We start from the raw sequence: 25519 nt of genomic DNA, 5'->3' as shown, positions 1-25519 counted from the left end.
TTTTACCCAATGATTTTAGGAGGAGAAAAATGACAAATCAAGAGCTAGTAAAAACTGCTATTGAAGTCCGCAAGGGAATCATTGAAGGTGTTCATGCTGCAAAAGCTGGACATCCAGGCGGATCTCTTTCAGCAACAGAGGTATTTACATATCTCTACTTTGAGGAGATGAATATCGATCCAAAGAATCCAAAGAAGGCAGACAGAGATAGATTCGTGCTTTCAAAGGGACACACAGCACCAGGTCTTTATGCTACACTTGCGCAGAGAGGCTTCTTCCCAGTTGAGGATTTAAAGGGCCTTCGTAGCATTGGAAGTCACTTACAGGGACATCCATGTGTGCAGCATACACCAGGTATTGATGCATCATCAGGTTCACTTGGCCAGGGAATTTCTGTAGCAACAGGTATGGCTCTTTCAGCAAAACTCTCTAATGAATCTTATAGAGTTTATACACTTCTTGGAGATGGTGAAATCCAGGAAGGTCAGGTATGGGAAGCTGCTATGTTCGCAGCTGCAAAGAAGCTTGATAACCTTTGCGTAATCGTAGATAACAACGGTCTTCAGATTGATGGACGTATCGAGGACGTAAACAGCCCATATCCAATCCCAGACAAATTCAGAGCATTCAACTTCCACGTAGTAGAAGTTGCAGATGGAAATGATTTTGATCAGCTTCGCGCTGCTTTCAAAGAAGCAAGAGAAACAAAAGGACAGCCTACTGCAATCATTATGAAGACAGTAAAGGGCAAGGGTGTTTCATTTATGGAGAACCAGGTAGGATGGCACGGAAAAGCTCCTAACGACGAGGAGTATGCTATCGCTATGGAAGAATTAAAGAAAGCAGGTGAAGAGTAATGGCAGATGTTAAGAAAATCGCAACTCGTGAGAGCTACGGTAACGCTCTCGTTGCTTTAGGTGAGAAATATGACAATTTAGTAGTTCTTGATGCTGACCTTGCAGAGGCTACAAAGACAGGTATTTTTAAGAAGGCATTTCCTGAGCGCCATATTGACTGTGGTATTGCAGAGTCAAACATGGTTGGTATTGCAGCAGGTCTTGCTAGCACAGGAAAGGTTCCATTCTGCTCATCATTTGCAATGTTTGCAGCAGGACGTGCTTTCGAGCAGGTACGTAACTCAGTTGGTTACCCACACCTCAATGTAAAGATTGGTGCAACTCACGCTGGTATTTCAGTAGGTGAGGATGGCGCTTCACATCAGTGTAACGAGGATATCGCTCTTATGCGTACAATCCCAGGCATGACTATCATCAATCCTTCTGATGATGTTGAAGCAAAGGCTGCTGTAGAGGCTGCTTACAAGATGGATGGTCCAGTTTACCTTCGTTTTGGACGTCTTGCAGTACCTGTAATCAACGACAGACCAGATTATAAGTTTGAAATTGGTAAGGGTGTTGTTCTTAAAGAGGGCAAGGACCTTACAATTATTGCTACAGGTCTTGAGGTTAATGAATCACTTGAAGCTGCAAAGAAGCTTGCAGAAGACGGAATTGATGCTGAGGTTATCAATATCCACACAATCAAGCCTATCGATGCTGATCTTATCGTAAAGAGCGCATCTAAGACTGGCAAGGTTGTTACAGTAGAAGAGCATTCAGTTATCGGTGGTCTTGGTGGAGCTGTTGCAGAAGTTCTTTCAGAGAAGTGCCCTACAAAGATGCTTCGCATCGGCGTAAAGGATACATTCGGTGAGTCAGGCCCAGCTGTAAAACTTCTTGCTAAGTATGAGCTCGACGCTGAAGGTATTTACAAGCAGATTAAAGCATTTGTATAATTACATATCGTAATCAAAAATGGTGCGATGCATATAAAATAAGCTAGTATGTAGACAGCAAGCTCTGAGGTTACTCAAGTGAAATGTGTTATTGAACGGAGTAACTTCAGGCTTGTAGTCGTAACATACTAGCTTTTTGTTATTTATCTACTGCGAATGTAGTTGTAGAGCATCAGTGACAGCTTCACCGTAATTGCATCACTGAATTTTCTCACGTCATATCCTGTTAGATCGGCAAACTTATCTAGACGATATATCAAGGTGTTTCGATGAATAAACATTTTGCGGGAAGTCTCGGCAAGTGACAAATCATTATCAAAAAATGCCTCTAAAAGGTTTAAAGTTTCCACGTCAAGCTGCGCTAAAATGTCGATATTTATATGATTGTTTAGATATGTTTCAACTTCTTCTTCAGGAATATTGTAAAGCAATCGGCCCAATCCCATGGTGCTGTATGAATATACGTGGTCAGAGCTTCTGAATATATTTCCAATATGCATAGCCAAAACAATATCTTTATAAGAATTAGGTAACTCAGTGAATTTGCTTATAGGCAAATCGTAAGAAACCTTAAAACTCAAAAATGCTTCTGACTCTAACATATCTAAGAACTCATTACAGTACTGAAGGATATCCTCGTCAGATGGAACAGTATCAAAGTGGACGATTATCGCAATGTGCTTTGAATCTATTTGAACCAAAGCATCCTGGGAATCAGGCAACAAACTCTTCAACAACGACACGGCTTCCTTTGGATAATCAACCTGACTTTCCAAATAGAAAAGCATACGGATGGCGTTTTCATCAATATGAAAGCGATGAATGTAAGCGGCTGCATCAGAGTAGGAAAGCTCTCTGGTTAAATAGGCCCTATAAAAAGAGCTCTTGGAGTCCAGCACATTAAAGCGGACAACCATTTCTTTTAATTTATTAACGGTTTCCTCATCTGATAATTCTGAATCAGTGATTTGAAAATTAATGCCTGTAGCCTTTGATAACTGTTCTAGTAATTTTTCCTTTTTATCATCGAAATTCATAAAAAAAGAGGTACCTTTCAAAAAGATACCTCCATTTTAAATCATTAAATTGGACTAATCAATTGATTAGTTAGCAATTGTAAGCTCTGTGTCCTTATCGAAGAAGTGAGCCTTCTCCATATCAAGAGCAAACTTAACAGTGTCGCCACCTCTAGCTGTTGTACGAGGGTCAACTCTTGCTGTAACCTGAGTTCCAGCATAATCGAAGTATAAGTAAACCTCTGCACCAAGGAGCTCGTATACAGAAATCTTAGCTTCGATAACTGAAGAAGACTGTGTATCAACGTAAATCTGAGAATCATGAATATCCTCTGGACGGATACCAAGAATTACTTCCTTACCACCGTAGTTCTTCTCTGAAAGAGCCTTTGTCTTTGCTGGTGGAATCTGGATTGTAGCACCGTTAACCTGGATAGCTGTGCAATCAGCGTTAAGTGTACCATTGAGGAAGTTCATCTGTGGTGAACCGATGAATCCAGCAACGAAGAGGTTGCATGGCTTCTGGTAAAGGTTTGCAGGTGTATCGATCTGCTGAACAACACCGTCCTTCATAACTACGATTCTTGTACCAAGTGTCATAGCCTCTGTCTGATCATGTGTAACGTAAATCATTGTAGCTCCGAGTGAATCATGAAGCTTAGAAATCTCTGTTCTCATCTGAACACGAAGCTTTGCATCAAGGTTTGAAAGAGGCTCATCCATAAGGAATACCTTAGGGTTACGAACGATTGCACGACCCATAGCAACACGCTGTCTCTGACCACCTGAAAGAGCCTTTGGCTTTCTGTCAAGAAGCTTCTCAAGGTCAAGGATCTTAGCAGCCTCACGTACCTTCTTATCGATTTCGTCCTTTGGTACCTTACGAAGCTTAAGACCAAATGCCATGTTATCGTAAACTGTCATATGTGGATAAAGAGCGTAGTTCTGGAATACCATTGCGATATCTCTGTCCTTTGGCTCTACGTCGTTCATAAGCTTTCCGTCGATGAGAAGCTCACCTGAAGAAATTTCCTCAAGACCTGCAATCATACGAAGAGTTGTAGACTTACCACAACCAGAAGGTCCTACGAAAATGATGAATTCCTGATCCTTAATCTCAAGGTTGAAATCCTTAACAGCCTGGAAGCCATTTGGATAAACCTTATTAATGTTTTTTAATGAAATGTCTGCCATAATAAAATATCCTCTCTTTGAAAAATTAGGGTTCCCCCCTGAACTATCTAAAATTATAAAAAATGGTGAAACTGTGAACAATGTTAGAATAACCAAAAAATACAAAAACGTTTCGTTATTTTAACAACGGGCTGTGAAATATATACAAAATGGCCCTGTATGAATTGAGCACATATTCCATACTTGGATAATAAATTATATAAAACTGGATGTGATATGATATAATACATGCCAAAGGTAGAATTGAGGTAACTATCTGATGATAGTAGAGAATTGACTAATCGGGAGAATATTATGGAAGCATTAAAGTATAGGAATCGTCTGAAAAGATATCTGAGATTCCCTCTGTACATGCTTATTATTTTTTTAATAGGTTGTATCATTCTAAGCTTTGTAAATCCAAAGGCAGCCGGCATAACACTTATCTTTGTTCTAGTTTATGGTGTAGCCTGCTTTGCATATTACAAGGCTAATCTTAAATCCTTTAAAAACACTATAATTGAATATGCAGTTCATTATGGAACAGTCCAGAAGGAGCTTTTAAAGAACTTTAGATTGCCATATGTATTGCTAGATTCTACTGGAAGAATCATGTGGATGAATGAGGAGTTTTGTCAGCTTGTAGATAAAAACAAAACTTACAATAAATCAATCACAAGCATCTTCTCAGAAATCACACGTGAAGGAATCGACCATGCTAAGGACGACAACTTCGATATTCATATTGAATATAATGAAAGAAAGTATTTAGCATGTCTTCAGCGACTTGATATGACCGAGCCTCTTCAGGGCAGCAATCTTGTAGCCAACATGGACGAGGTTACAGATGGTTTGGTTGCTATCATCTTGTTTGATGAGACAGATATTCAAGCTACAAAAGCAAAGATTAATGACCAGGGCATGGTAATGGCCCTTCTTTATGTAGACAATTACGATGAAGTATTTGATCAGGTAGAGAATGCAAAGCGCTCAATGCTTTTAGCACTTCTTGATAGAAAGATTAACAAATACTTTGGCGAAGCTGATGCAATAGTCAGCCGTCTTGAAAAAGATAAATACCTCATTATGTTCCAGCACAAATATCTCAAGAACTTCGAGGATGACAAATTCTCTATCGTGGAAGATATTACTGGAATTAAGATGGGAAATGATAAAGATATCACAGTAAGTATTGGTATCGGACTTGGAAGCGACAACTACAATCAAAAGGCACAGTATGCGCATGTTGCTATCGATCTTGCACTTGCCCGTGGCGGATGCCAGGTAGTTGTTAAGAATGGACAGGACGTTTCTTATTATGGTACTCATGGTAAGGAAGTGGAGCGTTCAACTCGTGTTAAGGCCAGAGTTAAGGCGCAGGCCCTTCGCGAGCTCATGGAAACAAGAGAAAGAATCATCGTTATGGGACACAATCTTTCTGATGCAGACTGCTTAGGAGCATCAGTTGGTGTGTTCTGTGCAGGTCGAGAAATTGGAAAGCCTGTAAATATCGTTATTGATACAATCACAAGCTCTATGCGTCCAGTAGTTGAGAGCTTTACAGAAAAGGGCGAGTACCCAGACGACATGTTCATCACAAGTGAGCAGGCACTCAATCTTTGCAATGAAAACACCCTTATTATGGTTGTTGATACCAACAGACCAAGCTATGTAGAATGTCCAGGACTTCTATATAAAAATAAAAACATCGTTGTAATTGATCACCACAGACAGGTGGAGGAGATTATTGAAAATCCAATTCTCTCTTACATCGAGCCATATGCATCATCTGCAAGTGAGATGATAGCTGAGGTACTTCAGTATTTCGCAGAGAAAATCAATATCAACCCTACTGAGGCTGATTGTATTTATGCAGGTATCTTGATTGATACAAACAACTTTATGACAAAGACTGGTGTTCGTACATTTGAGGCAGCTGCCTTCCTCCGTAGAAATGGAGCAGAGGTTACTAGAGTTAGAAAGATGCTTCGTGAAAACATGGAGACATACAAGGCGCGCGCAGAAATCGTTAGAAATGCAGCAGTATACAGAGATGCATTTGCCATCGCAGAATGCGAGCCAGATGGAAATCTTGAAAGCCCAACAGTAGTTGGTGCTCAGGCAGCTAACGAGCTTCTTAATATCGTAGGTATTAAAGCGTCATTTGTTTTGACAAAATATATGGACAAGATTTACATCAGTTCTCGTTCAATCGATGAAATCGATGTACAAAGTATTATGGCCCGTCTGGGTGGTGGTGGACATGTAAATATTGCAGGAGCCCAGATTCAAAATCGTACACTTGATGAGGTTCGAGAGGACCTTGAAGCAACAATAGATAAAATGCTAGAAGAAGGAGAAATTAGGCTATGAAAGTAATACTTCTTTCAGACGTTAAGTCACTTGGTAAAAAAGGCGAGGTTGTAGAGGTTAGCGAAGGCTACGCAAGAAATATGCTCTTCAAGAAAAAGCTTGGAGTAGAGGCAACAAACGCAGCACTTAATGACCTTAAGCTTCAGAATAAACACGATGAAAAAGTCGCTCAGGAAAACTATGAGGCAGCACTTGCATTTGAAAAAGAAATTGCAGAGTGGAAAGTAGAAACAAAGATTAAAACAGGTGAGGGCGGAAGAACCTTCGGATCTGTTTCAACAAAAGAAATCGCTGAGGCTGCAAAGAAGCAGTACGGCAAGGAAATCGACAAAAAGAAAATTGTTCTTGATGATCCAATCAGAGCCCTTGGCACATACGAGGTAAAGGTAAAGCTTCATCCAAAGGTAACAGCAACACTTCGTGTACATGTTTCAGAACAATAAATAAAGGAAAGAATACATAATGGAAGATGTAATTCGCAGACAAATGCCCAACTCTTTGGAGGCGGAGCAGTCAGTAATCGGTTCAATGATTGTTGATAGAGATGTAATTGTTGAGTGTTCAGAAATCCTCATCAAAGACGATTTTTATCATCAGCAGTACGGAATGCTTTTTGAAGCAATCGTAGAACTTTTTAATGCTGGCGAGCCTGTTGATGAGGTTACTCTTCAAAATAAGCTTAAAGAAAAGGGGGTTCCACCGGAATTTGCTTCGTTGGAATTTATCCAGGAGCTTGTACTTGGAGTACCAACCACAGTCAATGCTAAAAGCTACGCTAATATCGTAAAAGATAAGGCAGTACTTAGAAATGTAATTAAAGTAAATCAGAAAATCGAGAACATGTGCTTTGAAGGCACTGATGATGTTGATACTATTTTGAACCAGACTGAAAGAGATATTTTCTCATTGGTTCAGAACAGAGGAAACACAGATTATGTTCCAATCCGTCAGGTTGTTATGAATGCAATCGCAAAGATTGAACAGGCTTCAAAGCAGAAGGGTGTAGTTACAGGTATCCCAACAGGATTCATCGATTTGGATAGACAGACTGCTGGACTTCAGCCTTCGGATCTTATCCTTATTGCGGCCCGTCCTTCAATGGGTAAAACAGCCTTCGTTCTTAACTTGGCACAGCACATCACTATTCACGAGCATCTTTGTGCAGCAATATTCTCACTGGAAATGTCAAAGGAGCAATTAGTTAACCGTCTTTTTGCTCTGGAGTCAAGAGTAGATGCGCAAAAGCTTAGAACAGGTAATCTTCAGGAGGCAGATTGGGAAAACCTCATCGAAGGTGCTGGTAAAATCGGTAACTCAAAGCTTATTATTGATGATACACCAGGTATTTCAATTGGTGAGCTTCGAAGCAAATGTAGAAAATTCAAAATGGAATTTGGCTTGTCTATTATTATCATCGACTACTTACAGTTGATGTCTGGTAACGGTAAATCAGAAAGTAGACAGCAGGAAATTTCAGATATTTCACGTTCACTAAAGGGACTTGCCCGTGAGCTAAACGTACCTGTTATAGCACTATCACAGCTTTCCCGTGCGGTTGAGCAGCGTCCTGACCACAGACCTATGATGTCGGATTTGCGTGAATCCGGAGCCATCGAGCAGGATGCCGACGTGGTTATGTTCATTTACCGTGATGATTACTATAACCACGATACAGAATTAAAAAATGTTTCAGAAATCATCGTTGCTAAACAACGTAACGGTCCTATCGGAACTATCGAGCTTACATGGCTCCCAGAATACACAAGATTCGCAAACCGCGACAGAAGCCAGTATGCAAACCATGATGAATAAAATAAGAGGGCGATATTTCGCCCTCTATTTTTGTACTCTAATATATTTTCAATTTTTAATTCATTTTTATTTGTCTTTTTCTTGAAGAACTTCAATTTGACGATACTGGAGTCCTTTATCAGAGTAATACTCGCATAACTAATTCCCCGCAGCTACTCTATTAATTGAAACAATGCCTCAAAGTCTGATTCTTTTAAACGAAAAGGATTGTTTATGATAGGGAGGCCTTGAATAGAATCATATTTCTTTATATTAAATAACGCTTTATCATTAACTTCATTTGATTTGGTTAAAAACCCAATATTTTTCATATCTACTACTCCTTCCATATTATTTATAAATCTGTAAACATCACGTTTACACCAAGGCATAATAGAACCTATCAAAAATTGCTTATCACACTGGTTGTAAATAGAAGCGTTTTCTGGAGTAAGCTTGTCAAAATCCACAATCACATATCCATCCCATTCGTTAATGAGATAGCTGGCAACAGATGTGTTACATCCCAAAGCGTAAACAACATCCATATATTTGTAGCAAGTGATGTCTTTATATTTTATTTGATGTTCTCCAACAAATCCCAATAGTTGGCTATCATCAGAAATTTCAATATAAAGAACCGGCTTTTTAAGCCCGGAGCTTAAAAAATTTGCTAAACAAAGGCACAAGTGAGTGACACCAAGCTTATGAGAAACCGCTGTAACAGATATCTTTTTATTTTTTTCGAATTTATTTTTTGTTGACTTATTAAGCCAGTGTTTAAACAGTAAAATCCTTTTCATTCTTCAGAACCATAGAAAAAAACCTATCTTCATCCTTAGATATATGCAAAGACCACTTATTTAATGGATACATGAAAACTTTTTTATGTAAATCCTTTGCAAGTTTCAAGGAAAAAAGTTTGTTAGAAAAATTAGAAATAACATAAACAGTTTTATCCTTGATCCAATATGGATAATGTATAGTTTTCCAAGGAGATGCACTTACTATATAAAATATAATTTGAGCATCTGAAATGTATTTGTCATTAGTACCACAGTCCAGGACATAAAGACCTTTTGGAGGTGTGTAACTTTCTATGGCATCCCCATAATTTAGAATGCCTCTAAAGTTTTTGTGGTATAAAACACCTGACCTAACGTGGCTGTCTTTGAAATGTTCCCAAAGATGATGAACAGTGTTTTTTTCAAAATCTTTGTAGTATGTTTCTATATGTTTGCTATTAAGATAGCGACATAGATTAATAGCGATATGAGTGGTTCCGACTCCACAATCGGCTCCAATCACGGCTATTTTCCTATCGAGAATGCCTGATTCCGTATTTTCATTAGCTCTAACTCCCTGTAGTTTTAGCAACTGTGACTTTAATTCACTGATAGAATTGTGCCTATCAGATGGATTTGCAGCAGTGGCTTTATCTACTAGTTTTTTCAACCTGAAATCATCTTTTGCATAACTATTAATCTGCAAAAACTCAATTATCTTTCCAACGCTGTATATATCACAACGCTCATCAAGCTTTTGGCCTTTTAACTGTTCAGGTGCGGCCCAATTTTTTGTGCCTAAGGGCATAGCCGTAGCCGACTGAGACTTATTAATAGCAATACCAAAGTCAATAAGGCGTAGTTTATCACCCTGCAAAATAAGATGCTCTGGCTTTAAATCCCTGTAAAGCACAGGCTCCGGCTCTGCAGAATGCAACGCTTCAAAGATATGGCATACTTCAATGGCCAATCTATATAGCTCTTCTTTAGATAACTTAGTTTGTAACAGATACTCCCTGAGGGAAATTCCTTCAATAAATTCCTCAACTAGGTAGTACATATCATTTGTATCTTCTACACTAAAAATGGTGGGTATTCGGGATGATTTAATCCCTTGTAAAAGATGTGCTTCGGATAGGATGCTGTGTGCATTAGGACTCGCCTTGTGAATGGCTTTAAGAATTCTTAATGCTCCTATCGACTTATAATTGACAAGTAATACTGCGGTAGCTGCTGTTTCTTGCAGTATACGAATGACTTCGTACTTGTCTTCAATACCTTTTGGTATCAATCTATCAGCTCCTTCCTTTCGGAAAGGCATCTCGCAGACAAGTTTATAACACAGAATAAATTATATTGCAAGCATAAATTTGAAATATATTTTCTTTTTATAACAAACCACTTAAGAAAAATTTAATACTTTTATCACCTTTTATATGGTATCTTTGCTTTACTTTCCGATATAATATATATATAATCCATATAAGAAAAATGCTAATAGTAGCGCATCTTATATCGATCGGGAGGTGATTTTTATGAAGATTGAAAGAATCAACGAAAACCAGATCAGATGCACTCTGTCTAGAGAAGATTTAATAAGCCGACACATTAAGCTCTCAGAATTAGCTTATGGTTCTGCAAAGGCCAGAGAATTATTTAGAGAACTTATGGAACAGGCTTCCTACCAGTACGGTTTTGAAGCGGAAGATATTCCACTTATGATAGAAGCTATACCACTTTCATCAGAATCCATTGTCCTTCTTGTGACAAAGGTAGAAAATCCTGACGAGCTTGATACTCGTTTCTCAAGATTTTCAGAGGATGACGATGACTACGATGATGATGACGAAATCATCGATGCACCAGCAAAGCCATTTAATGAGGCAGCAGCAGACGACATACTTAACATATTCAACAGTCTTATTGAAAAGGCACAGGAAGCTATAACAGCTTCACCAGAAAAGGCAGCAAAAAATGGTTTGCCAGTGGACATCACAAAGATGTTTGTTTTCGACAACATGGATGATGTAATCCGACTTTCTGGAATACTTGGTAGCTTTTACAAGGGAAAAAATTCTCTCTATAAGAGTCCATTTGATAACAAATACTATTTAGTAGTTAGTAAATCAGATGATACAGCTGAAACATACAATAAAGTATGCAACATCTTATCAGAATACAGTGATCAGCAGAATTATGTAGTTGGTACAGACCAATACATGGCTGAGCACTATGAAGTACTTGTCAACGGTGATGCGGTACAGAAATTAGCAATGATATAAAAAAAGAGCTTCGCATAGCGAAGCTCTTTTTTTATTTGCGTCTTAAGCCTTTGAATCAAGGAATGTATTGATCTCTTCAACGAGATCATCAGCATCGATACCGTGTACCATAGCTGCCTCCTCGATAGTCTCCATCTGTGAAGATGGGCATCCGAGGCAGTGCATGCCGATATTAAGTAAGATAGGAGCTACATCAGCATCAATCTGAAGAAGCTCACCGATCATAGTTGCTTTAGAAACTCTTGCCATTTTGACTTCTCCTTTCTTAACATTTCAATTGATAATAACATGCTTTTTTTCTTTTCGCAAACCATTATTCTAATGTTGTGAATTATATACAATTACATTGTGCTCAATTTGAAGTTAGTGTGAAACTGATTTGTGTACACAATTAAAACAACTGTTAGCCAGAATCAACAGGAGTTAGATTAATATAACCATGGTAAGCCTTGATTTTAAAGGGATTCATAAAAAAACAATTTTGTCCTTGATTTAGACACAATTTAGGTGTAATATATGAGACATCAAATGAAATTGATTAATTTTTATCAATTAAGATATTTAAGGAGGATTTTAACTATGGCATACGTTATTTCTGATTCATGCGTATCATGTGGTACATGCGAGCCTGAGTGCCCAGTAGGAGCTATCTCACAGGGAGATTCACAGTTCAACATCGACGCTGACGCTTGCGTTGAGTGTGGTACATGTGCAGGTGTTTGCCCAACAGGAGCAATCGCTCAGGGCTAATAGCTTAATCAAGAAAACCGGTTAAAGAGCATCGCATTCGCGGTGCTCTTTTTTTGTGTCTGCTCCCTGTACACTAGGGGCGGGTATTACAATTTATTAAGTTGGGAGGGGCCTGGGCAGAGGTGCAGTGCAGGGGAGCGGGGCCACATAAAGGTGGAATTTGGCGGGATGGTTTGTTATACTTTGAGGGAATATAGATACGAGGGAGATGCTTATGAGCAATACGTATAGACATAGACGAAAGAGAAAGAAAAGATTTAGGATTCCGAGGGGTTATATTTACATTGCGGCAGGAATTATAGCTCTTGCGGTGCTGATTGTAGGAATATATGCGATTAAGAAGTATACGCCTACCAAAGAGCATATGGATTTGGCGGATTACTTCCAGGTTTTCCATGAAAACGAAGCAGCGGTCGTTTTGGATGGAGAGTATATCAGTTCTGAGCTTGAGGAGCATGGTTATGCCATAGTAAATGATGGCAATGTTTATTTGGAGCTTGGATTTGTAAAGGATTATCTGGATGATGGATATGTTTACGATTCATCAGAGATTACTCTGAGATATGCTACTGATTCTGAGGTTTATACAGCAACAGTTGGTAGCGCAGATTATTCAATAGATAAGAGCAATAATAGTCTTGGCTTGCCAGTAGTATTGGCGCAGGATGATACAGTTTATATTGCGGAGGATTATCTTAAGCTTCTTACTGACTTTAAGCTGAACTATTATTCAGAGCCTGATAGAGTTGTTGTCCAGACTGTAGGTTCATCTACAGATTTGTATACAGCAAAGCGTAAGACTCAGATTAGAAAGCTTAATGGTCCAAAGAGCCCAGTCCTTGAGGATGTCACAAAGGGCGAATCTATTTACGTTGTTCGTGATACAGGTAAGTGGAGCTTTGTTGTTTCAGAAAATGGTGTAATGGGTTACATCAAGAATAGTGCTATTTCCTTTAAGAGTACTGAGACAGTTGTTGCAGAGTTGCCTGAGCGTACATACAACCATATTTCTGCAGGACAGGATATTTCATTGCTTTGGCATCAGGTTACAAACCAGTCAGCGAATGGAGATATTGCCACAGTTCTTGCAAGCTCAACAGGTGTTGATGTTATGTCACCAACCTGGTTTTATTTGAATGATAACAAAGGCGGAATTGCTTCAATTGCAAGCTCTTCATATGTAAGTACATGTCATGCAAATAATGTACAGGTATGGGGCCTTGTGAGCAATCTTGAGGATGCAGATGTTGATACAACAACAGTTTTAAACACTACATCATCAAGAGACGCATTAGTTAATAATCTTATTGCGCAGGCTATTACATACGGTCTTGATGGAATCAATATTGATATCGAGCAGCTCTCAGGAGATGCAGCAGATGGATATATTCAGTTCATCAAGGAGCTTTCTATTAAATGTGAAAAGAACGATATCATTCTTTCAGTAGACAATTATGTACCTACTGCTTCATCTGAGATTTATAATCGAGCAGAACAGGCTAAGTATGCGGATTATGTAATCATCATGGGTTACGATGAGCACTACGGCGGAAGCGAAGAAGCAGGGTCTGTTGCATCAATTAATTGGGTAGATCAGGGTGTGGCTGACACACTTAATGATGTACCAGCTGAGCAGGTAATCCTCGGTATGCCATTCTATTGTAGAGTTTGGGAAGTGGCAGAGGATGGTTCTGTTGATAGCACAGCTTACGGAATGGATGCAATTCAGTCATATCTTAAGACAAACGGTGTGTCTGCAGCATGGTCAGATGAGTATGGTCAGTACTACGCAGAATATGCTGATGGAAGCACAACTTACAAGATTTGGGTGGAGGATGAAACTTCCATCGAAGAAAAGTTAAAGGTAATGGATAAATACAATCTGGCTGGAGGAGCCTTCTGGAAGAAAGGCTTTGATAGCACAGGAGTATGGAATATTATTGCAAAGTACCTATAAGAGAACACAAAAAAATCATGGTTTTATGGGCTTTGTAACAGTTCAAAAAGATTGAGTTCTAATGGAAAAGTGATATAATTTTGAGTATGATTACTAGGATTATGGATGTTTCTGCAGAGCCAATCAATATGGAATATATCAGTGAGGCTTCTGAGATACTTAGAAAGGGAGGGCTTGTGGCCTTTCCGACAGAGACAGTTTATGGATTAGGCGGAGACGCCAAAGATAAGGAGGCCTCGCGTAAGATATACGCAGCAAAGGGTCGTCCATCGGACAACCCTTTAATTGTACATATTGCTAGGTTCTCACAGTTACAAGAAATTTCAAAGGATTTGCCAGAGAACGCTAAAAAGCTGGCAGATGCATTTTGGCCAGGACCACTTACAATGGTGGTCAACAAAAACGAGGTTATCCCATACGAGACAACAGGTGGTCTTGATACGGTGGCAGTAAGAATGCCAAACAATCCAATCGCCTTAGCACTTATTGAGGAAAGTGGATGTATGATTGCAGCGCCTAGTGCCAACACATCAGGTCGACCAAGCCCTACAAAGGCTAGTCACGTATACGAGGATTTATCAGGAAAGATAGACGCCATCTTGGATGGAGGTGCTGTAGATATCGGATTGGAGTCTACCATCGTAGATTTGACAGAGGATGTTGTTACAATCCTTAGGCCAGGATACATCAATATGGAAATGCTGAAAGAGGTGGTTGGAGAGGTCAGAATCGATCCAGGAATTGTCTACAACGACAAAGGCACCACCAGTGGAGCAAAGCCAAAAGCACCAGGAATGAGATATAAGCATTATGCACCTAAGGGTGATTTGACTATCATTTCCGGTGATGAGGATAAAGTCGTAGCCAAAATCAATGAGCTTACAAAAGCAGCAATTGAGGCTGGTTCAAAGGTTGGCATTATCGCTACATCAGAAACTGCGGATAGATATAGCGATGGTCAGATTCTTGTAATAGGGGACAGATCTGACGAGGGCAGCATAGCTCACAATCTTTACGACATTCTACGAAAGTTTGACGAACTGGGCGTAGATTTGATATATTCTGAAAGCTTCGCTACTCCAAATATGGGGCAGGCAATCATGAATCGATTGTTGAAAGCAGCTGGTCAGAAGACACTTGACGTTTAGGCATCAACCGGCAGTCAGGAGAATATGAAATGAAAAATATTAATAGAGTGATTTTTGCTTCCGGTAGTGGAACATCGAGAGCCCCCATGGCGACGGCGATTTTCCATGCCACTGAGCACAGCAGGCCGATTATTTGTGAGGCCAGGGGACTTATAGTTCAGTTCCCGGAGCCGTTGAATCAAAAGGCGGAAGCGATTTTAATCAGTAATGGCACTACGCTGAAGGATTACTCTTCCAAACAGTTACTAGATACGGATTTTTCCGAATCCACACTTGTAATCACAATGGAAGAGACCCAAAGGCAAAAAATATTAAGTGAATATGCAAACGCCACAGAGGAAAATACACGCCTCTTAAACGAGCTCGTTGGGGACGAGCTTGAGGTGATGGATCCCTACGGTGGCTCAGTACAGACCTATGGTTTGTGCTACGAAGTCTTAAAGGCTTCGATTGAGAAGTTAATGAGGGTTATTGAGGCATAAATATAAATAAGGCAAGAATTATATACGTATTGGAGGAATAGACCATGAGTGATAAGAGACTTGATTATATTAGCTGGGATGAGTACTTTATGGGCGTTGCAGTATTATCGGGTATGAGATCTAAGGACCCAAATACACAGGTTGGAGCTTGTATTGTTAGCCAGGACAATAAGATTTTATCAATGGGCTACAATGGTTTTCCAAATGGATGTTCAGATGATGAGTTCCCTTGGGCAAGAGTAGGGGACCCTCTGGAAAATAAATATTTCTATACAACACACAGCGAATTGAACGCTATCCTGAACTACCGAGGTGGTTCACTGGAAGGTTCAAAGCTGTACGTGTCACTATTTCCATGTAACGAATGTGCAAAGGCTATTATTCAGTCAGGCATAAAAACTGTTATCTACGACAGTGATAAATACGAAAACACACCATCAGTTATAGCATCAAAGCGCATGCTTAGAGCTGCTGGAGTAGAGTTCTATCAGTACAAGCATACTGGTAGAGAGATTTCATTTACACTTTAACCAATTGTAAATCGAGCAAATAGGAGCTTACATTGAGGGACAAGAAGAAGACAAATCGTGAAGTGGCCAATTCGCTAGTAATGGTACTTCAATTTGGAATAAATGTAATAGTGCCGATTTTCTTATGTATGGCGGTGGGAATTGTTTTATCGAAGGTGACCAGTTCTCACAGCGACATGTATATCATCGGAGGAATTCTGATAGGCATAGTTGCTGCATTTAACGGGGCATATCGTTCAGTTAAAGGGTATTTAAAGAACGAGGAATCCCCAGGGCAGCGGGCAAGACGTCTGGAAGAAGAGGCAAAAAATCAGTCAGAGGAAAAGCATGATTAATTGGATGAAAAGACTAAATCAAGCTCTACCTGGCTTGGTTTTAGGAATACTTATATACGGTGTTTTAATTGAACTGATTGGGGTTTGGTTTGTAACTGATAAAGTCAGATACACCAGCGGACTTCTAATAGGAGTTGGATGTGCCACATTTATGGCAATCCACATAGCAATGATTATCGAAGAATCAGTTCGCATAGGAAAGGGGCATGAAAAATATCTTTCCTTCAAATCTGTGATGCGATACTTAATCGTATGCGCAGTGATGATTTTGATGATGGTCTTTAAACTTGGCAACATGTTTACAGCTCTCATCGGTATTTTAGGGCTTAAGGTAAGTGCATATGCGCAGCCTTTGCTAATAAAAAGACTCGGAAAAACTAGTTCCAATATATCCGAGGGTAATGATGAAGAACTTAATACAAAGGAGGTGAAAGTGTGACAGAAGGAATTTTGCTGGCCTCAAGCGATACTGTGGACATGATAAAAGGCTTGTTCAAATACGAAGTCTTTGGTCATGAAGTTTGGATCACAACTTCCCATGTCTGCATCCTTATCGTGTGGCTTGCGTTGGTTATATTTTCTCTTATTGCCAACCGTAAGCTGAAGCATGCCACTGAAGTTCCTGATACCTTCCAGAGTATCTTGGAGTTGATAGTAGGACTCTTAGATAAGATGGTGGAAGGAAGTATGGGTAAGCACGCACCAGTGTTTGCAAACTGGATTTGTACCATATTCTGTTTCATTTTGGTATCTAACTTATCCGGTTTGGTTGGCTTAAGACCACCAACAGCCGATTACGGCACAACATTGGCCCTTGCATTAATTACCTTTGTTTGCATTCATGTAGTAAAGGTAAGGCACCAGAGCGCGAAGGACATTTGGATTGACAAGTGTTCTCCATTGCCACCATGGCTACCTATCTGGATGCCAATCAACGTAATATCTGATATTGCGGTGCCTATTTCAATGTCACTACGTTTATTTGCAAACGTTCTTTCAGGAACAATCATTATGGGTCTTGTATATGGATTGCTAGGAAAGTTCGCCTTGATATGGCCTGCAGCATTGCATGTATATTTCGATATTTTCTCAGGTGCAATCCAGACCTATGTATTCTGTATGTTGACAATGACATACATAGCTCAGTCTTACGGTGATTCTTAAAAAGGGACTGAAAACAAAAAGTTTACTATATTAGGAGGAAAACATTTATGAACATTACAGGAGAAGATTTAATTAAAGCTTGTTCAGCAATCGGTGCCGGCTTAGCAGTTATCGCTGGTATTGGTCCTGGTATTGGACAGGGTATTGCAGCTGGTCATGGTGCAGCAGCCGTTGGACGTAACCCAGGAGCACAGGGACAGATTATGTCTACTATGTTACTTGGTCAGGCCGTTGCCGAGACAACTGGTCTTTACGGACTTGTAATTGCCCTTCTGTTACTCTTTGTACAGCCATTAGTAGGCTAAGGAAACTAGGAAGAAAATTTTTAAGAAGGAGGGCTAAAAGTTGGAAAGACTATTTGATTTAGACTTTCAGTTAGTAAATGATGTAGTGCTTTTAGCCATAGCAATGTTCTTCCTATTCCTTATAATGTCTAACAAGCTTTTCAATCCAGCAAGAAAGCTTCTGCAGGATAGAAAAGATGGCATTGCAAGGGACATTGCAGATGCAAAGAAAGAAAAGGAAGAGGCAGAAAAGCTAAAGGCAGAGTACGAAGCAAAGCTAAAGAACATCAGCAAAGAGCGTGATGAAATTTTAGCAGAAGCAAGACAAAAAGCCTTAAAGAGTGAAACCAAGATTGTAAGCGACGCTAAGGAAGAAGCTGCAGCAATCATTGCAAGAGCAAATGAGGAGGCTGAGCTCGAGAAGAAGAAGGTTGCAGACGAGGTTAAGCAGGAAATGATTTCCGTTGCCGCATTGATGGCACAGAAGGTTGTAGCTGCTAACATCGACACAACAATTCAGAATTCCTTAGTAGAGCAAACACTTAAGGAAATGGGTGAAGGAACATGGCTAAATTAGTCTCAAACGTATATGGTGATGCATTGTTTGAGCTAGCTGTGGAATCAGGGAAAATCGATGATTTCCTGAAGGAAGCTGAAGGAGTCATTGATGTTGTTAAATCAAACGACGGCTTTTCTCAGATGATGAATCATCCAAAAATTAATAAAGAAGAAAAGCTTCAAATCATCGACGAGGTTTTCAAAGGCAGAGTCAGTGATGAAATGGTAGGACTCTTAAGAATGCTTGAAGAGAAGGACCATTCAAAGGATATTGAGACAGTTCTTAACTATTTCATTGATCGAGTATTCGATTACAAGAAAATTGGTAAGGCAACAGTTTCAACTCCTATGGAATTGACAGAAGCACAGAAAAATGATGTCGAGAAGCGTTTACTTCAAACTACCGATTATGCTTCATTTGTCATGACATACAAGGTAGACCCTGAATTAATCGGGGGTATGGTAATTCGCATTAAAGATAGAGTCATTGATAGTTCAATCAAGACTCAGATTAGTAAATTAACTCACGAGTTATCAAATATTCAATTGAAAGTAGGTGAATGCGCTCCATGAATTTAAAACCAGAAGAGATTAGCTCGGTTATTAAAGAGCAGATGAAACGCTATGCTGCGCAGCTTGACGTGTCAGACGTTGGAACTGTCATTCAGGTTGCTGATGGAATTGCACGTATTCACGGATTACAGAATGCTATGCAGGGCGAACTTTTAGAGTTCCCTGGCGAAGTATACGGCATGGTATTAAACCTTGAGGAAGACAATGTTGGTTGCGTACTCTTAGGTAACGACAAGAACATCAATGAAGGCGATACAGTTAAGACTACTGGTCGTGTTGTTGAGGTTCCAGTTGGAAATGCAATGCTTGGACGTGTAGTTAATGCACTTGGACAGCCTATCGATGGAAAGGGACCTATTGATACTACAAAGTTCCGTCCAATCGAGCGTGTTGCTTCAGGCGTTATCTCTCGTAAATCCGTAGATACACCATTGCAGACAGGTATTAAAGCCATCGATTCCATGATTCCAATCGGACGTGGACAGCGTGAGCTTATTATCGGTGATAGACAGACAGGTAAAACTGCTATCGCTATTGATACAATTATCAATCAGAAGGGACAGGGCGTAAAATGTATTTACGTTGCAATTGGCCAGAAGGCATCAACAGTTGCAGCCCTTGTTAAGACTTTAGAGGAATATGGTGCTATGGCATGGACAACAGTTGTTGCTGCTACAGCTTCAGAGCTTGCTCCACTTCAGTACATCGCTCCATATTCAGGATGTGCCATCGGTGAAGAGTGGATGGAAAACGGTGAGGATGTACTTATTATCTATGATGATTTAAGTAAGCATGCTACTGCATACCGTACACTTTCATTACTTCTCCGTCGTCCACCAGGACGTGAGGCTTACCCAGGTGATGTATTCTACTTACACTCAAGACTTCTTGAGCGTGCTGCTAGACTTTCAGACAAACTGGGCGGAGGATCACTTACCGCACTTCCTATCATTGAGACACAGGCAGGCGATGTATCTGCATACATCCCTACAAACGTTATCTCAATTACTGATGGTCAGATTTATCTTGAGACAGAAGCTTTCAACGCAGGTTTCAGACCAGCCGTAAACGCAGGTCTTTCAGTATCCCGTGTAGGTGGTTCTGCTCAGATTAAGGCTATGAAGAAAATCGCAGCTCCTATCCGTGTAGAGCTTGCTCAGTATCGAGAGCTTGCAGCTTTCGCACAGTTCGGTTCAGAGCTTGATGCAGATACAGCTGAGAAGCTTGCACAAGGTGAGCGTATCAAGGAAATGCTTAAGCAACCACAGTACGCACCAATGCCAGTAGAGTATCAGATTATGATTATCTACGCTGCTACAAAGAAATATCTTCTTGATATTCCTACAGCAGATATTCAGGCGTTTGAAAAAGCTTTATTTGATCTTGTTGATACAAAGTATCCAGAGATTCCAGAGGCTATTAAGACAACTAAGGTTCTCGAGGATGACATGGAGAAGAAGCTTATCGCTGCTATTGAGGAGTGTAAAAAGAGCTACAAGTAAGGAGGGTGATCTGTTATGGCCTCAATGAGAGACATAAAAAGAAGAAAACAGAGTGTTAGTAGCACTCAGCAGATCACTAAGGCCATGAAGCTTGTATCTACAGTAAAGCTCCAGAAGGCTAGAACAAAGGCAGAGCAGACTACACCATACTTCAATGCTATGTACAACACAATTTGTAGCATGCTTGCCAAGGCTGGCAACGTAAACAACAGATATTTGCAGGATAATGGTTCTGATAAGATTGGCGTTATCGTCATCACATCAAACCGTGGTCTTGCAGGTGGTTACAACTCAAACGTTGTAAAGATGATTACAGGTGCCGGCATGAAGCCTGATGAAGTAAAGCTTTACACAATAGGTCATAAAGGTGGTGAGAGCCTTGCACATAAGGGTTACACCGTGGCAAAGGACTATTCTCCAGTAATGGAGGCACCAACTTATGCAGATGCTATGGCAATCTGTAATGACGTTCTTTCCGACTATGCTAATGGCGAGATCGGACAGATTTATCTTGTGTACACACACTTCAAAAATACAGTAAGCCAGATTCCAAAGCTTATGAAGCTGTTACCAGCCGAAATTAGTGAAGAAGATGTAGAGGCTGTAAAATCAACAGGAGCGGAAGCTCTTATGAATTTTGAGCCAAACGAGGAACAAGCCTTAGAGCTTATCATTCCAAAGTATGTTACTTCATTAGTTTACGGCGCACTTGTTGAAGCTGTTGCTTCAGAAAATGGTGCACGTATGCAGGCAATGGATTCAGCTACAAATAATGCTGAGGAAATCATTAGTGATCTATCATTAAAATACAATCGTGCCCGCCAGGGATCAATCACTCAGGAATTGACCGAGATTATCGCTGGTGCAGAGGCGCTTTCTTAAAAAAGCAGATAGGAGTGAAAAGATGGCAAATAATATTGGTAAAATCACTCAGATCATCGGTGCGGTACTTGACGTAAAGTTTGGCGAAGGCCAGCTTCCAGAAATCAACGACGCTCTTGAAATCACAAGAGATAACGGCGAGAGACTGGTTGTTGAGGTTGCACAGCATTTGGGTGACGATACAGTTCGTTGTATTGCCATGGGTCCTACAGACGGATTAGTACGTGGAATGGATGTAGTAGCTACAGGAGCACCAATTTCGGTTCCTGTTGGTGAGGCAACATTAGGACGTATTTTCAACGTACTTGGTGAAGCTATCGATGAGCAGCCAGCACCTACAGGTGTTGAGAAGATGCCAATCCATAGAAAAGCACCAGCGTTTGAGGAGCAGGCAACATCAACTGAAATGCTTGAGACAGGTATTAAGGTCGTTGACCTTCTTTGCCCATATCAGAAAGGTGGAAAGATCGGTTTGTTCGGTGGTGCCGGTGTAGGTAAAACCGTACTTATTCAGGAGCTTATCCACAACATCGCTACTGAGCACGGTGGATATTCAGTATTCACAGGTGTAGGTGAGCGTACTCGTGAAGGTAATGACCTTTACTACGAAATGAAGGAGTCAGGCGTTATCGACAAGACCTGCATGGTTTTCGGTCAGATGAACGAGCCACCTGGAGCCAGAATGAGAGTTGGTCTTACTGGACTTACAATGGCTGAGTACTTCAGAGATAAGGGTGGAAAGGATGTGCTTCTTTTCATCGATAACATCTTCCGTTTTACTCAGGCTGGTTCAGAGGTTTCAGCCCTCTTAGGTCGTATGCCTTCAGCCGTTGGTTATCAGCCAACACTTCAGACAGAGATGGGTGCTCTTCAGGAGCGTATCACATCTACAAAGAACGGTTCTATCACATCAGTACAGGCTGTTTACGTGCCTGCCGACGATTTGACTGACCCAGCTCCAGCTACAACATTCGCACACTTGGACGCTACTACAGTTCTTGAGCGTTCTATCGCCGAGCTTGGTATTTATCCAGCGGTAGACCCACTTGGTTCTACATCTCGTATCCTTGATCCACGTATCGTTGGTCAGGAGCATTTCGAGGTTGCTCGTGGTGTACAGGAGATTCTTCAGAAATATAAAGAGCTGCAGGACATCATCGCTATCCTTGGTATGGATGAACTTTCAGAAGAGGATAAGCTTGTTGTTAACCGTGCACGTAAGATTCAGAGATTCTTGTCACAGCCATTCTTCGTAGCTGGTCAGTTTACTGGTCTTGAAGGAAAGTATGTGCCAATCGCTGAGACAGTTCGCGGCTTCAAGGAAATCCTTGAAGGTAAGCACGATGATATCCCAGAGAGCTACTTCCTCAATGCTGGTACAATCGACGAGGTTCGTGCCAAGATGAATCAGAACAAATAGGAGGTGGCGTTTCATGGCAGATAACACCTTTAAAGTTTCAATCATTACACCAGAGCGTACTTTCTACGAAGGTGAAGCAACAATGGTTGAATTCAATACAGTTGAGGGTGAAATTGGCGTTCTGCCAAAGCACATCCCCTTAACTACAGTAATAGCACCAGGTATTTGTACCATCACCGAGGCAGAGGGAGTGAAAAAGGCTGCAGTTCATGCGGGACTCGCTGAAATACTTCCAGACAAGGTGACATTGCTTGCTGAAATTGCTGAATGGCCAGATGAGATTGATGTTGAACGTGCCCGTAGCGCGGAAGACAGAGCGAGAGCTCGTCTAGCTGAAAAGGATGCAAATCTTGATGTGCTTAGAGCTGAGGTAGCCTTGAAGAAGGCATTGGTTCGTCAGGACATAAAAGCAAAATAATCATAGGAATTAGGGGAGGCATAACATGTTAGATGCTGAGACAAAACGAGATATAGAGGATCTCAAGAGAGAATTAAAATCATATGAGGACGAAGAGGCTAATCTTCTCAAGGAGCTTGAAACTCTCCGTGCTCGTAAGAATGTGGTTAAGGATAAATTAAAGGTCCTTAGCAATGATGATAAATATCAACAGGACATGCTTAGCATGGTTTATCAGCAGAGACGTGGAGCATCCCAAAAACCAAGTGAATAAATTTTGTAAAATTATGGCGCCATGCGTGGCGCCATTTTTTTGTATTTAAATAAAAACAGAAATTAAATCGTGCTTGCATATCCTCTTATAATAATGTAGCATATCTACGATAATTATATTCCAGGAGGGGAAAGATGAAGAAGTTTATTTCTAAAATGCTTGTTGGTGTCACAGCTATGTCTTTATTAGTTGGATGCGGTAGTGACGCTACAAAGACTGAGACAGCTCAGACAACAGACGCAGAAAGCGGAAATGTCAAAATTGACAAATTAACAATTGGTTTCGTACCATCACGTGAGCCAGACGAAATCGTAACAGCTACAGAGCCACTTAAGGAGCTCCTTACAAACGAGCTTGCAGGCCTTGGTTATGATATCGGCGAGGTAGATATCACAGTTGGAACTAGCTTTGAGGCAGTAGGAGAGGGACTTTCAGCTGGTACTATCGACGTTGGACTTATTCCAGGTGGTACATACGTATTATACGACGATGGTTGCGACGTACTTCTTACAGCAACTAGAGACGGTCTTTCAATCGACAGCGATAGCGCAAAGGATTGGAACGACAACAAGCCTACAGAGGCTACATCAGAGCAGGTAACATACTATAGAGCACTTATCATTGCAGGTCCTTCAGAGGCAGGTCAGGCTGTTGCTGAAAAGGTAAACAATGGCGAAGAGCTCACATGGGAAGATTTAGATGGACTTAACTGGAGCGTTATGAATTCTTCATCTCCAGCAGGATATATTTATCCTTCACTTTGGCTTCAGGACAATTACGGAAAGCACATTACAGATCTTTCACACACAGCTTTATCAGATAACTATGGTACAGCATTCTCAAGACTTGCATCTGGTCAGGTAGACGTACTTGTTACATACGCTGACGCAAGACGTGACAACGAGGATAAATGGACATCAGAGTACGGCAGAAGCGCAAGCATCTGGGATGAGACAAATGTTATTGGTGTAACAGATGGTATCTACAACGATACAATCAGCGTTAGCAAGTCATCTCCAATCATGGATGATGCTTTCAAGGCTGCTCTTTCACAGGCATTCATCAACATCGGTAACACAGATGCTGGTAAGGAAGTAATCGCTATCTACAGCCACAATGGTTATGTTGAGGCAAACTCAGAGGATTACGATTCAGAGAGAAAAGCTCAAGAGCTTATTATGTCATTACAATAATGTTTTATTTATTCGAATAATCGAACTATTAAAGGAAGATATTTCGGTATCTTCCTTTTTTTAAAGAAATGGAGTTATTAAATGATTAAATTTGAAGATGTTGGAAAAAAATATCCTAATGGTTTCGAGGGATTAAAGCATGTAAACCTTGAAATTGAGCAGGGGGAATTTGTTGCTATTATTGGACTTTCTGGTGCAGGTAAGTCAACACTTATCCGTACAATCAACAGAATGCACGATGTAACAAGCGGAAAGCTCACAGTAGATGACGTTGATGTTATGTCACTTTCAGGAAAGCAGCTAAGACGTTTCAGAAGAAAAATTGGAATGATCTTCCAATCATTCAATTTGATTACTAGAACTACAGTTATTAAAAATGTTTTAACAGCACTTGTACCAGACATGCCATGGTACAGATCAGTATTCGGTATTTATTCAAAGGAAGAAAAGTTACAGGCACTTGAGTGTCTTGATAAAGTAGGTATCTTGGATAAAGCATTCGTTCGTGCTGACCAGCTTTCAGGTGGACAGCAGCAGAGAGTAGCTCTTGCTAGAACACTTGCACAGAATCCAGCAATCATCCTTGCTGATGAGCCAGTTGCTGCACTTGATCCAGTTACTGCAAATCAGGTTATGGGTGATTTCAAGAAAATCAACGAGGATATGAACATTTCTATCTTAATTAACATCCACCACGTTGATTTAGCTCTCAAATATGCTAACAGAGTTGTTGGTATCAGAGCCGGTGAAATCGTTTATGATGGACCTGCCAGTGAAGTTACACCGGAGGTTTTAGCAAATATATATAATGGCAAAGTAGATGCCGAGGGTAACGTACAGGAAGAAGAGGAGTAA

The 25519-nt window shown here is 40.5% G+C and carries 29 protein-coding genes; 24 read left to right on the top strand and 5 right to left on the bottom strand.

The features are described 5' to 3' along the window. Positions 1-29: 29 nt before the first annotated feature. Positions 30-857 (top strand): transketolase, encoded by an 828-nt coding sequence (locus T375_RS07370; RefSeq protein WP_033152596.1) that lies wholly within the window; start codon positions 30-32, stop codon positions 855-857. Further along, on the top strand, positions 857-1795 hold the full coding sequence (locus T375_RS07365; protein ID WP_044936737.1) for a transketolase family protein: 939 nt from the start codon (positions 857-859) through the stop codon (positions 1793-1795). The genes T375_RS07370 and T375_RS07365 overlap by 1 nt, the downstream gene beginning before the upstream one ends. Before the next feature lie 143 nt (positions 1796-1938). Here the strand turns inward: T375_RS07365 and T375_RS07360 are convergent, their stop codons facing one another. Both T375_RS07360 and T375_RS07355 read right to left on the bottom strand, forming a co-directional pair. After that, positions 1939-2853 (bottom strand): PucR family transcriptional regulator, encoded by a 915-nt coding sequence (locus tag T375_RS07360; protein WP_090394894.1) that lies wholly within the window; start codon positions 2851-2853, stop codon positions 1939-1941. A gap of 45 nt (positions 2854-2898) precedes the next feature. Next, positions 2899-4005 carry an ABC transporter ATP-binding protein gene (locus tag T375_RS07355; RefSeq protein ID WP_044936733.1) on the bottom strand — a complete coding sequence of 369 codons (1107 nt, stop codon included), beginning with the start codon at positions 4003-4005 and terminating at the stop codon, positions 2899-2901. 294 nt (positions 4006-4299) lie between these two features. On the opposite strand from T375_RS07355, the gene T375_RS07350 reads away from it, so the two are divergent. The 3 genes from T375_RS07350 to dnaB are packed head-to-tail and all read left to right on the top strand — an operon-like array spanning position 4300 to position 8169. Further along, positions 4300-6357 (top strand): GGDEF domain-containing protein, encoded by a 2058-nt coding sequence (locus T375_RS07350; protein WP_044936731.1) that lies wholly within the window; start codon positions 4300-4302, stop codon positions 6355-6357. After that, on the top strand, positions 6354-6800 hold the full coding sequence (rplI, locus tag T375_RS07345) for a 50S ribosomal protein L9 (protein ID WP_033152605.1): 447 nt from the start codon (positions 6354-6356) through the stop codon (positions 6798-6800). The genes T375_RS07350 and rplI overlap by 4 nt, the downstream gene beginning before the upstream one ends. A gap of 16 nt (positions 6801-6816) precedes the next feature. Then, positions 6817-8169 carry a replicative DNA helicase gene (gene dnaB, locus T375_RS07340; RefSeq protein WP_044936727.1) on the top strand — a complete coding sequence of 451 codons (1353 nt, stop codon included), beginning with the start codon at positions 6817-6819 and terminating at the stop codon, positions 8167-8169. A 152-nt stretch (positions 8170-8321) separates the two neighbouring features. Here the strand turns inward: dnaB and T375_RS07335 are convergent, their stop codons facing one another. Beyond that, a complete protein-coding gene (locus T375_RS07335; protein ID WP_044936725.1) occupies positions 8322-8951 on the bottom strand; it encodes a hypothetical protein in 630 nt (209 codons plus the stop codon). After that, entirely contained in the window at positions 8929-10224 is a 1296-nt protein-coding gene (locus T375_RS07330) for a serine/threonine protein kinase (RefSeq protein WP_044936722.1), read from the bottom strand. Before T375_RS07330 ends, T375_RS07335 begins: the two co-directional genes overlap by 23 nt. 244 nt (positions 10225-10468) lie before the next feature. Between T375_RS07330 and T375_RS07325 the strand changes: the two genes are divergently transcribed. Next, positions 10469-11215: an adaptor protein MecA gene (locus T375_RS07325; RefSeq protein ID WP_044936720.1), complete on the top strand. Its 747-nt coding sequence runs from the start codon at positions 10469-10471 to the stop codon at positions 11213-11215. 42 nt (positions 11216-11257) lie between these two features. Here the strand turns inward: T375_RS07325 and T375_RS07320 are convergent, their stop codons facing one another. Continuing rightward, the gene (locus T375_RS07320) at positions 11258-11464 is read right to left on the bottom strand and encodes a DUF1858 domain-containing protein (RefSeq protein WP_015550586.1); all 207 of its coding nucleotides are present in this window, start codon (positions 11462-11464) and stop codon (positions 11258-11260) included. Positions 11465-11794: 330 nt separating this feature from the next. On the opposite strand from T375_RS07320, the gene T375_RS07315 reads away from it, so the two are divergent. The 18 genes from T375_RS07315 (at position 11795) to phnC (ending at position 25519) form a co-directional block, all read left to right on the top strand. Continuing rightward, on the top strand, positions 11795-11965 hold the full coding sequence (locus T375_RS07315; protein WP_028234217.1) for a DUF362 domain-containing protein: 171 nt from the start codon (positions 11795-11797) through the stop codon (positions 11963-11965). Positions 11966-12179: 214 nt separating this feature from the next. Next, positions 12180-13922, top strand: a complete 1743-nt coding sequence (locus T375_RS07310; RefSeq protein ID WP_049960338.1) for a glycosyl hydrolase family 18 protein — start codon at positions 12180-12182, stop codon at positions 13920-13922. An 86-nt stretch (positions 13923-14008) separates the two neighbouring features. Continuing rightward, entirely contained in the window at positions 14009-15070 is a 1062-nt protein-coding gene (locus tag T375_RS07305; protein WP_044936716.1) for an L-threonylcarbamoyladenylate synthase, read from the top strand. A gap of 29 nt (positions 15071-15099) precedes the next feature. After that, positions 15100-15552: an arsenate reductase/protein-tyrosine-phosphatase family protein gene (locus T375_RS07300; protein ID WP_044936714.1), complete on the top strand. Its 453-nt coding sequence runs from the start codon at positions 15100-15102 to the stop codon at positions 15550-15552. Positions 15553-15596: 44 nt separating this feature from the next. Beyond that, entirely contained in the window at positions 15597-16082 is a 486-nt protein-coding gene (locus T375_RS07295; protein WP_044936711.1) for a deoxycytidylate deaminase, read from the top strand. Between the two features lie 32 nt (positions 16083-16114). After that, positions 16115-16417, top strand: a complete 303-nt coding sequence (locus T375_RS07290; RefSeq protein ID WP_033152619.1) for an AtpZ/AtpI family protein — start codon at positions 16115-16117, stop codon at positions 16415-16417. Beyond that, positions 16410-16856 carry a hypothetical protein gene (locus T375_RS07285; protein ID WP_177175634.1) on the top strand — a complete coding sequence of 149 codons (447 nt, stop codon included), beginning with the start codon at positions 16410-16412 and terminating at the stop codon, positions 16854-16856. Before T375_RS07290 ends, T375_RS07285 begins: the two co-directional genes overlap by 8 nt. Continuing rightward, entirely contained in the window at positions 16853-17581 is a 729-nt protein-coding gene (gene atpB, locus T375_RS07280; RefSeq protein WP_044936707.1) for a F0F1 ATP synthase subunit A, read from the top strand. The genes T375_RS07285 and atpB overlap by 4 nt, the downstream gene beginning before the upstream one ends. A gap of 47 nt (positions 17582-17628) precedes the next feature. Continuing rightward, complete coding sequence (gene atpE, locus T375_RS07275; protein ID WP_033152623.1) at positions 17629-17886, top strand: ATP synthase F0 subunit C; 258 nt, start codon at positions 17629-17631, stop codon at positions 17884-17886. Positions 17887-17926: 40 nt separating this feature from the next. Next, positions 17927-18442, top strand: a complete 516-nt coding sequence (gene atpF / locus T375_RS07270; RefSeq protein ID WP_044936705.1) for a F0F1 ATP synthase subunit B — start codon at positions 17927-17929, stop codon at positions 18440-18442. Continuing rightward, entirely contained in the window at positions 18430-18996 is a 567-nt protein-coding gene (atpH, locus tag T375_RS07265) for an ATP synthase F1 subunit delta (protein WP_044936702.1), read from the top strand. The genes atpF and atpH overlap by 13 nt, the downstream gene beginning before the upstream one ends. Continuing rightward, on the top strand, positions 18993-20498 hold the full coding sequence (atpA, locus tag T375_RS07260; protein WP_044936700.1) for a F0F1 ATP synthase subunit alpha: 1506 nt from the start codon (positions 18993-18995) through the stop codon (positions 20496-20498). The genes atpH and atpA overlap by 4 nt, the downstream gene beginning before the upstream one ends. Positions 20499-20513: 15 nt before the next feature. Next, positions 20514-21380 carry an ATP synthase F1 subunit gamma gene (atpG, locus tag T375_RS07255; protein WP_044936698.1) on the top strand — a complete coding sequence of 289 codons (867 nt, stop codon included), beginning with the start codon at positions 20514-20516 and terminating at the stop codon, positions 21378-21380. Between the two features lie 22 nt (positions 21381-21402). After that, positions 21403-22800 (top strand): F0F1 ATP synthase subunit beta, encoded by a 1398-nt coding sequence (gene atpD / locus T375_RS07250; RefSeq protein ID WP_044936696.1) that lies wholly within the window; start codon positions 21403-21405, stop codon positions 22798-22800. 13 nt (positions 22801-22813) lie between these two features. Continuing rightward, complete coding sequence (gene atpC, locus T375_RS07245; RefSeq protein ID WP_044936693.1) at positions 22814-23218, top strand: ATP synthase F1 subunit epsilon; 405 nt, start codon at positions 22814-22816, stop codon at positions 23216-23218. A 25-nt stretch (positions 23219-23243) separates the two neighbouring features. After that, on the top strand, positions 23244-23471 hold the full coding sequence (locus T375_RS07240; protein ID WP_044936691.1) for a hypothetical protein: 228 nt from the start codon (positions 23244-23246) through the stop codon (positions 23469-23471). Positions 23472-23605: 134 nt separating this feature from the next. Then, complete coding sequence (locus tag T375_RS07235; protein WP_044936689.1) at positions 23606-24664, top strand: phosphate/phosphite/phosphonate ABC transporter substrate-binding protein; 1059 nt, start codon at positions 23606-23608, stop codon at positions 24662-24664. An 81-nt stretch (positions 24665-24745) separates the two neighbouring features. Then, positions 24746-25519, top strand: a complete 774-nt coding sequence (gene phnC / locus T375_RS07230; protein ID WP_044936687.1) for a phosphonate ABC transporter ATP-binding protein — start codon at positions 24746-24748, stop codon at positions 25517-25519.

It is taken from the genome of Pseudobutyrivibrio sp. LB2011 (assembly GCF_000701765.1).
GTDB classification, from domain to species: Bacteria; Bacillota; Clostridia; order Lachnospirales; family Lachnospiraceae; genus Pseudobutyrivibrio; species Pseudobutyrivibrio ruminis.
Note: the sequence above shows the minus strand (reverse complement) of the source record. Positions and strands in the feature narration are given on the sequence as shown.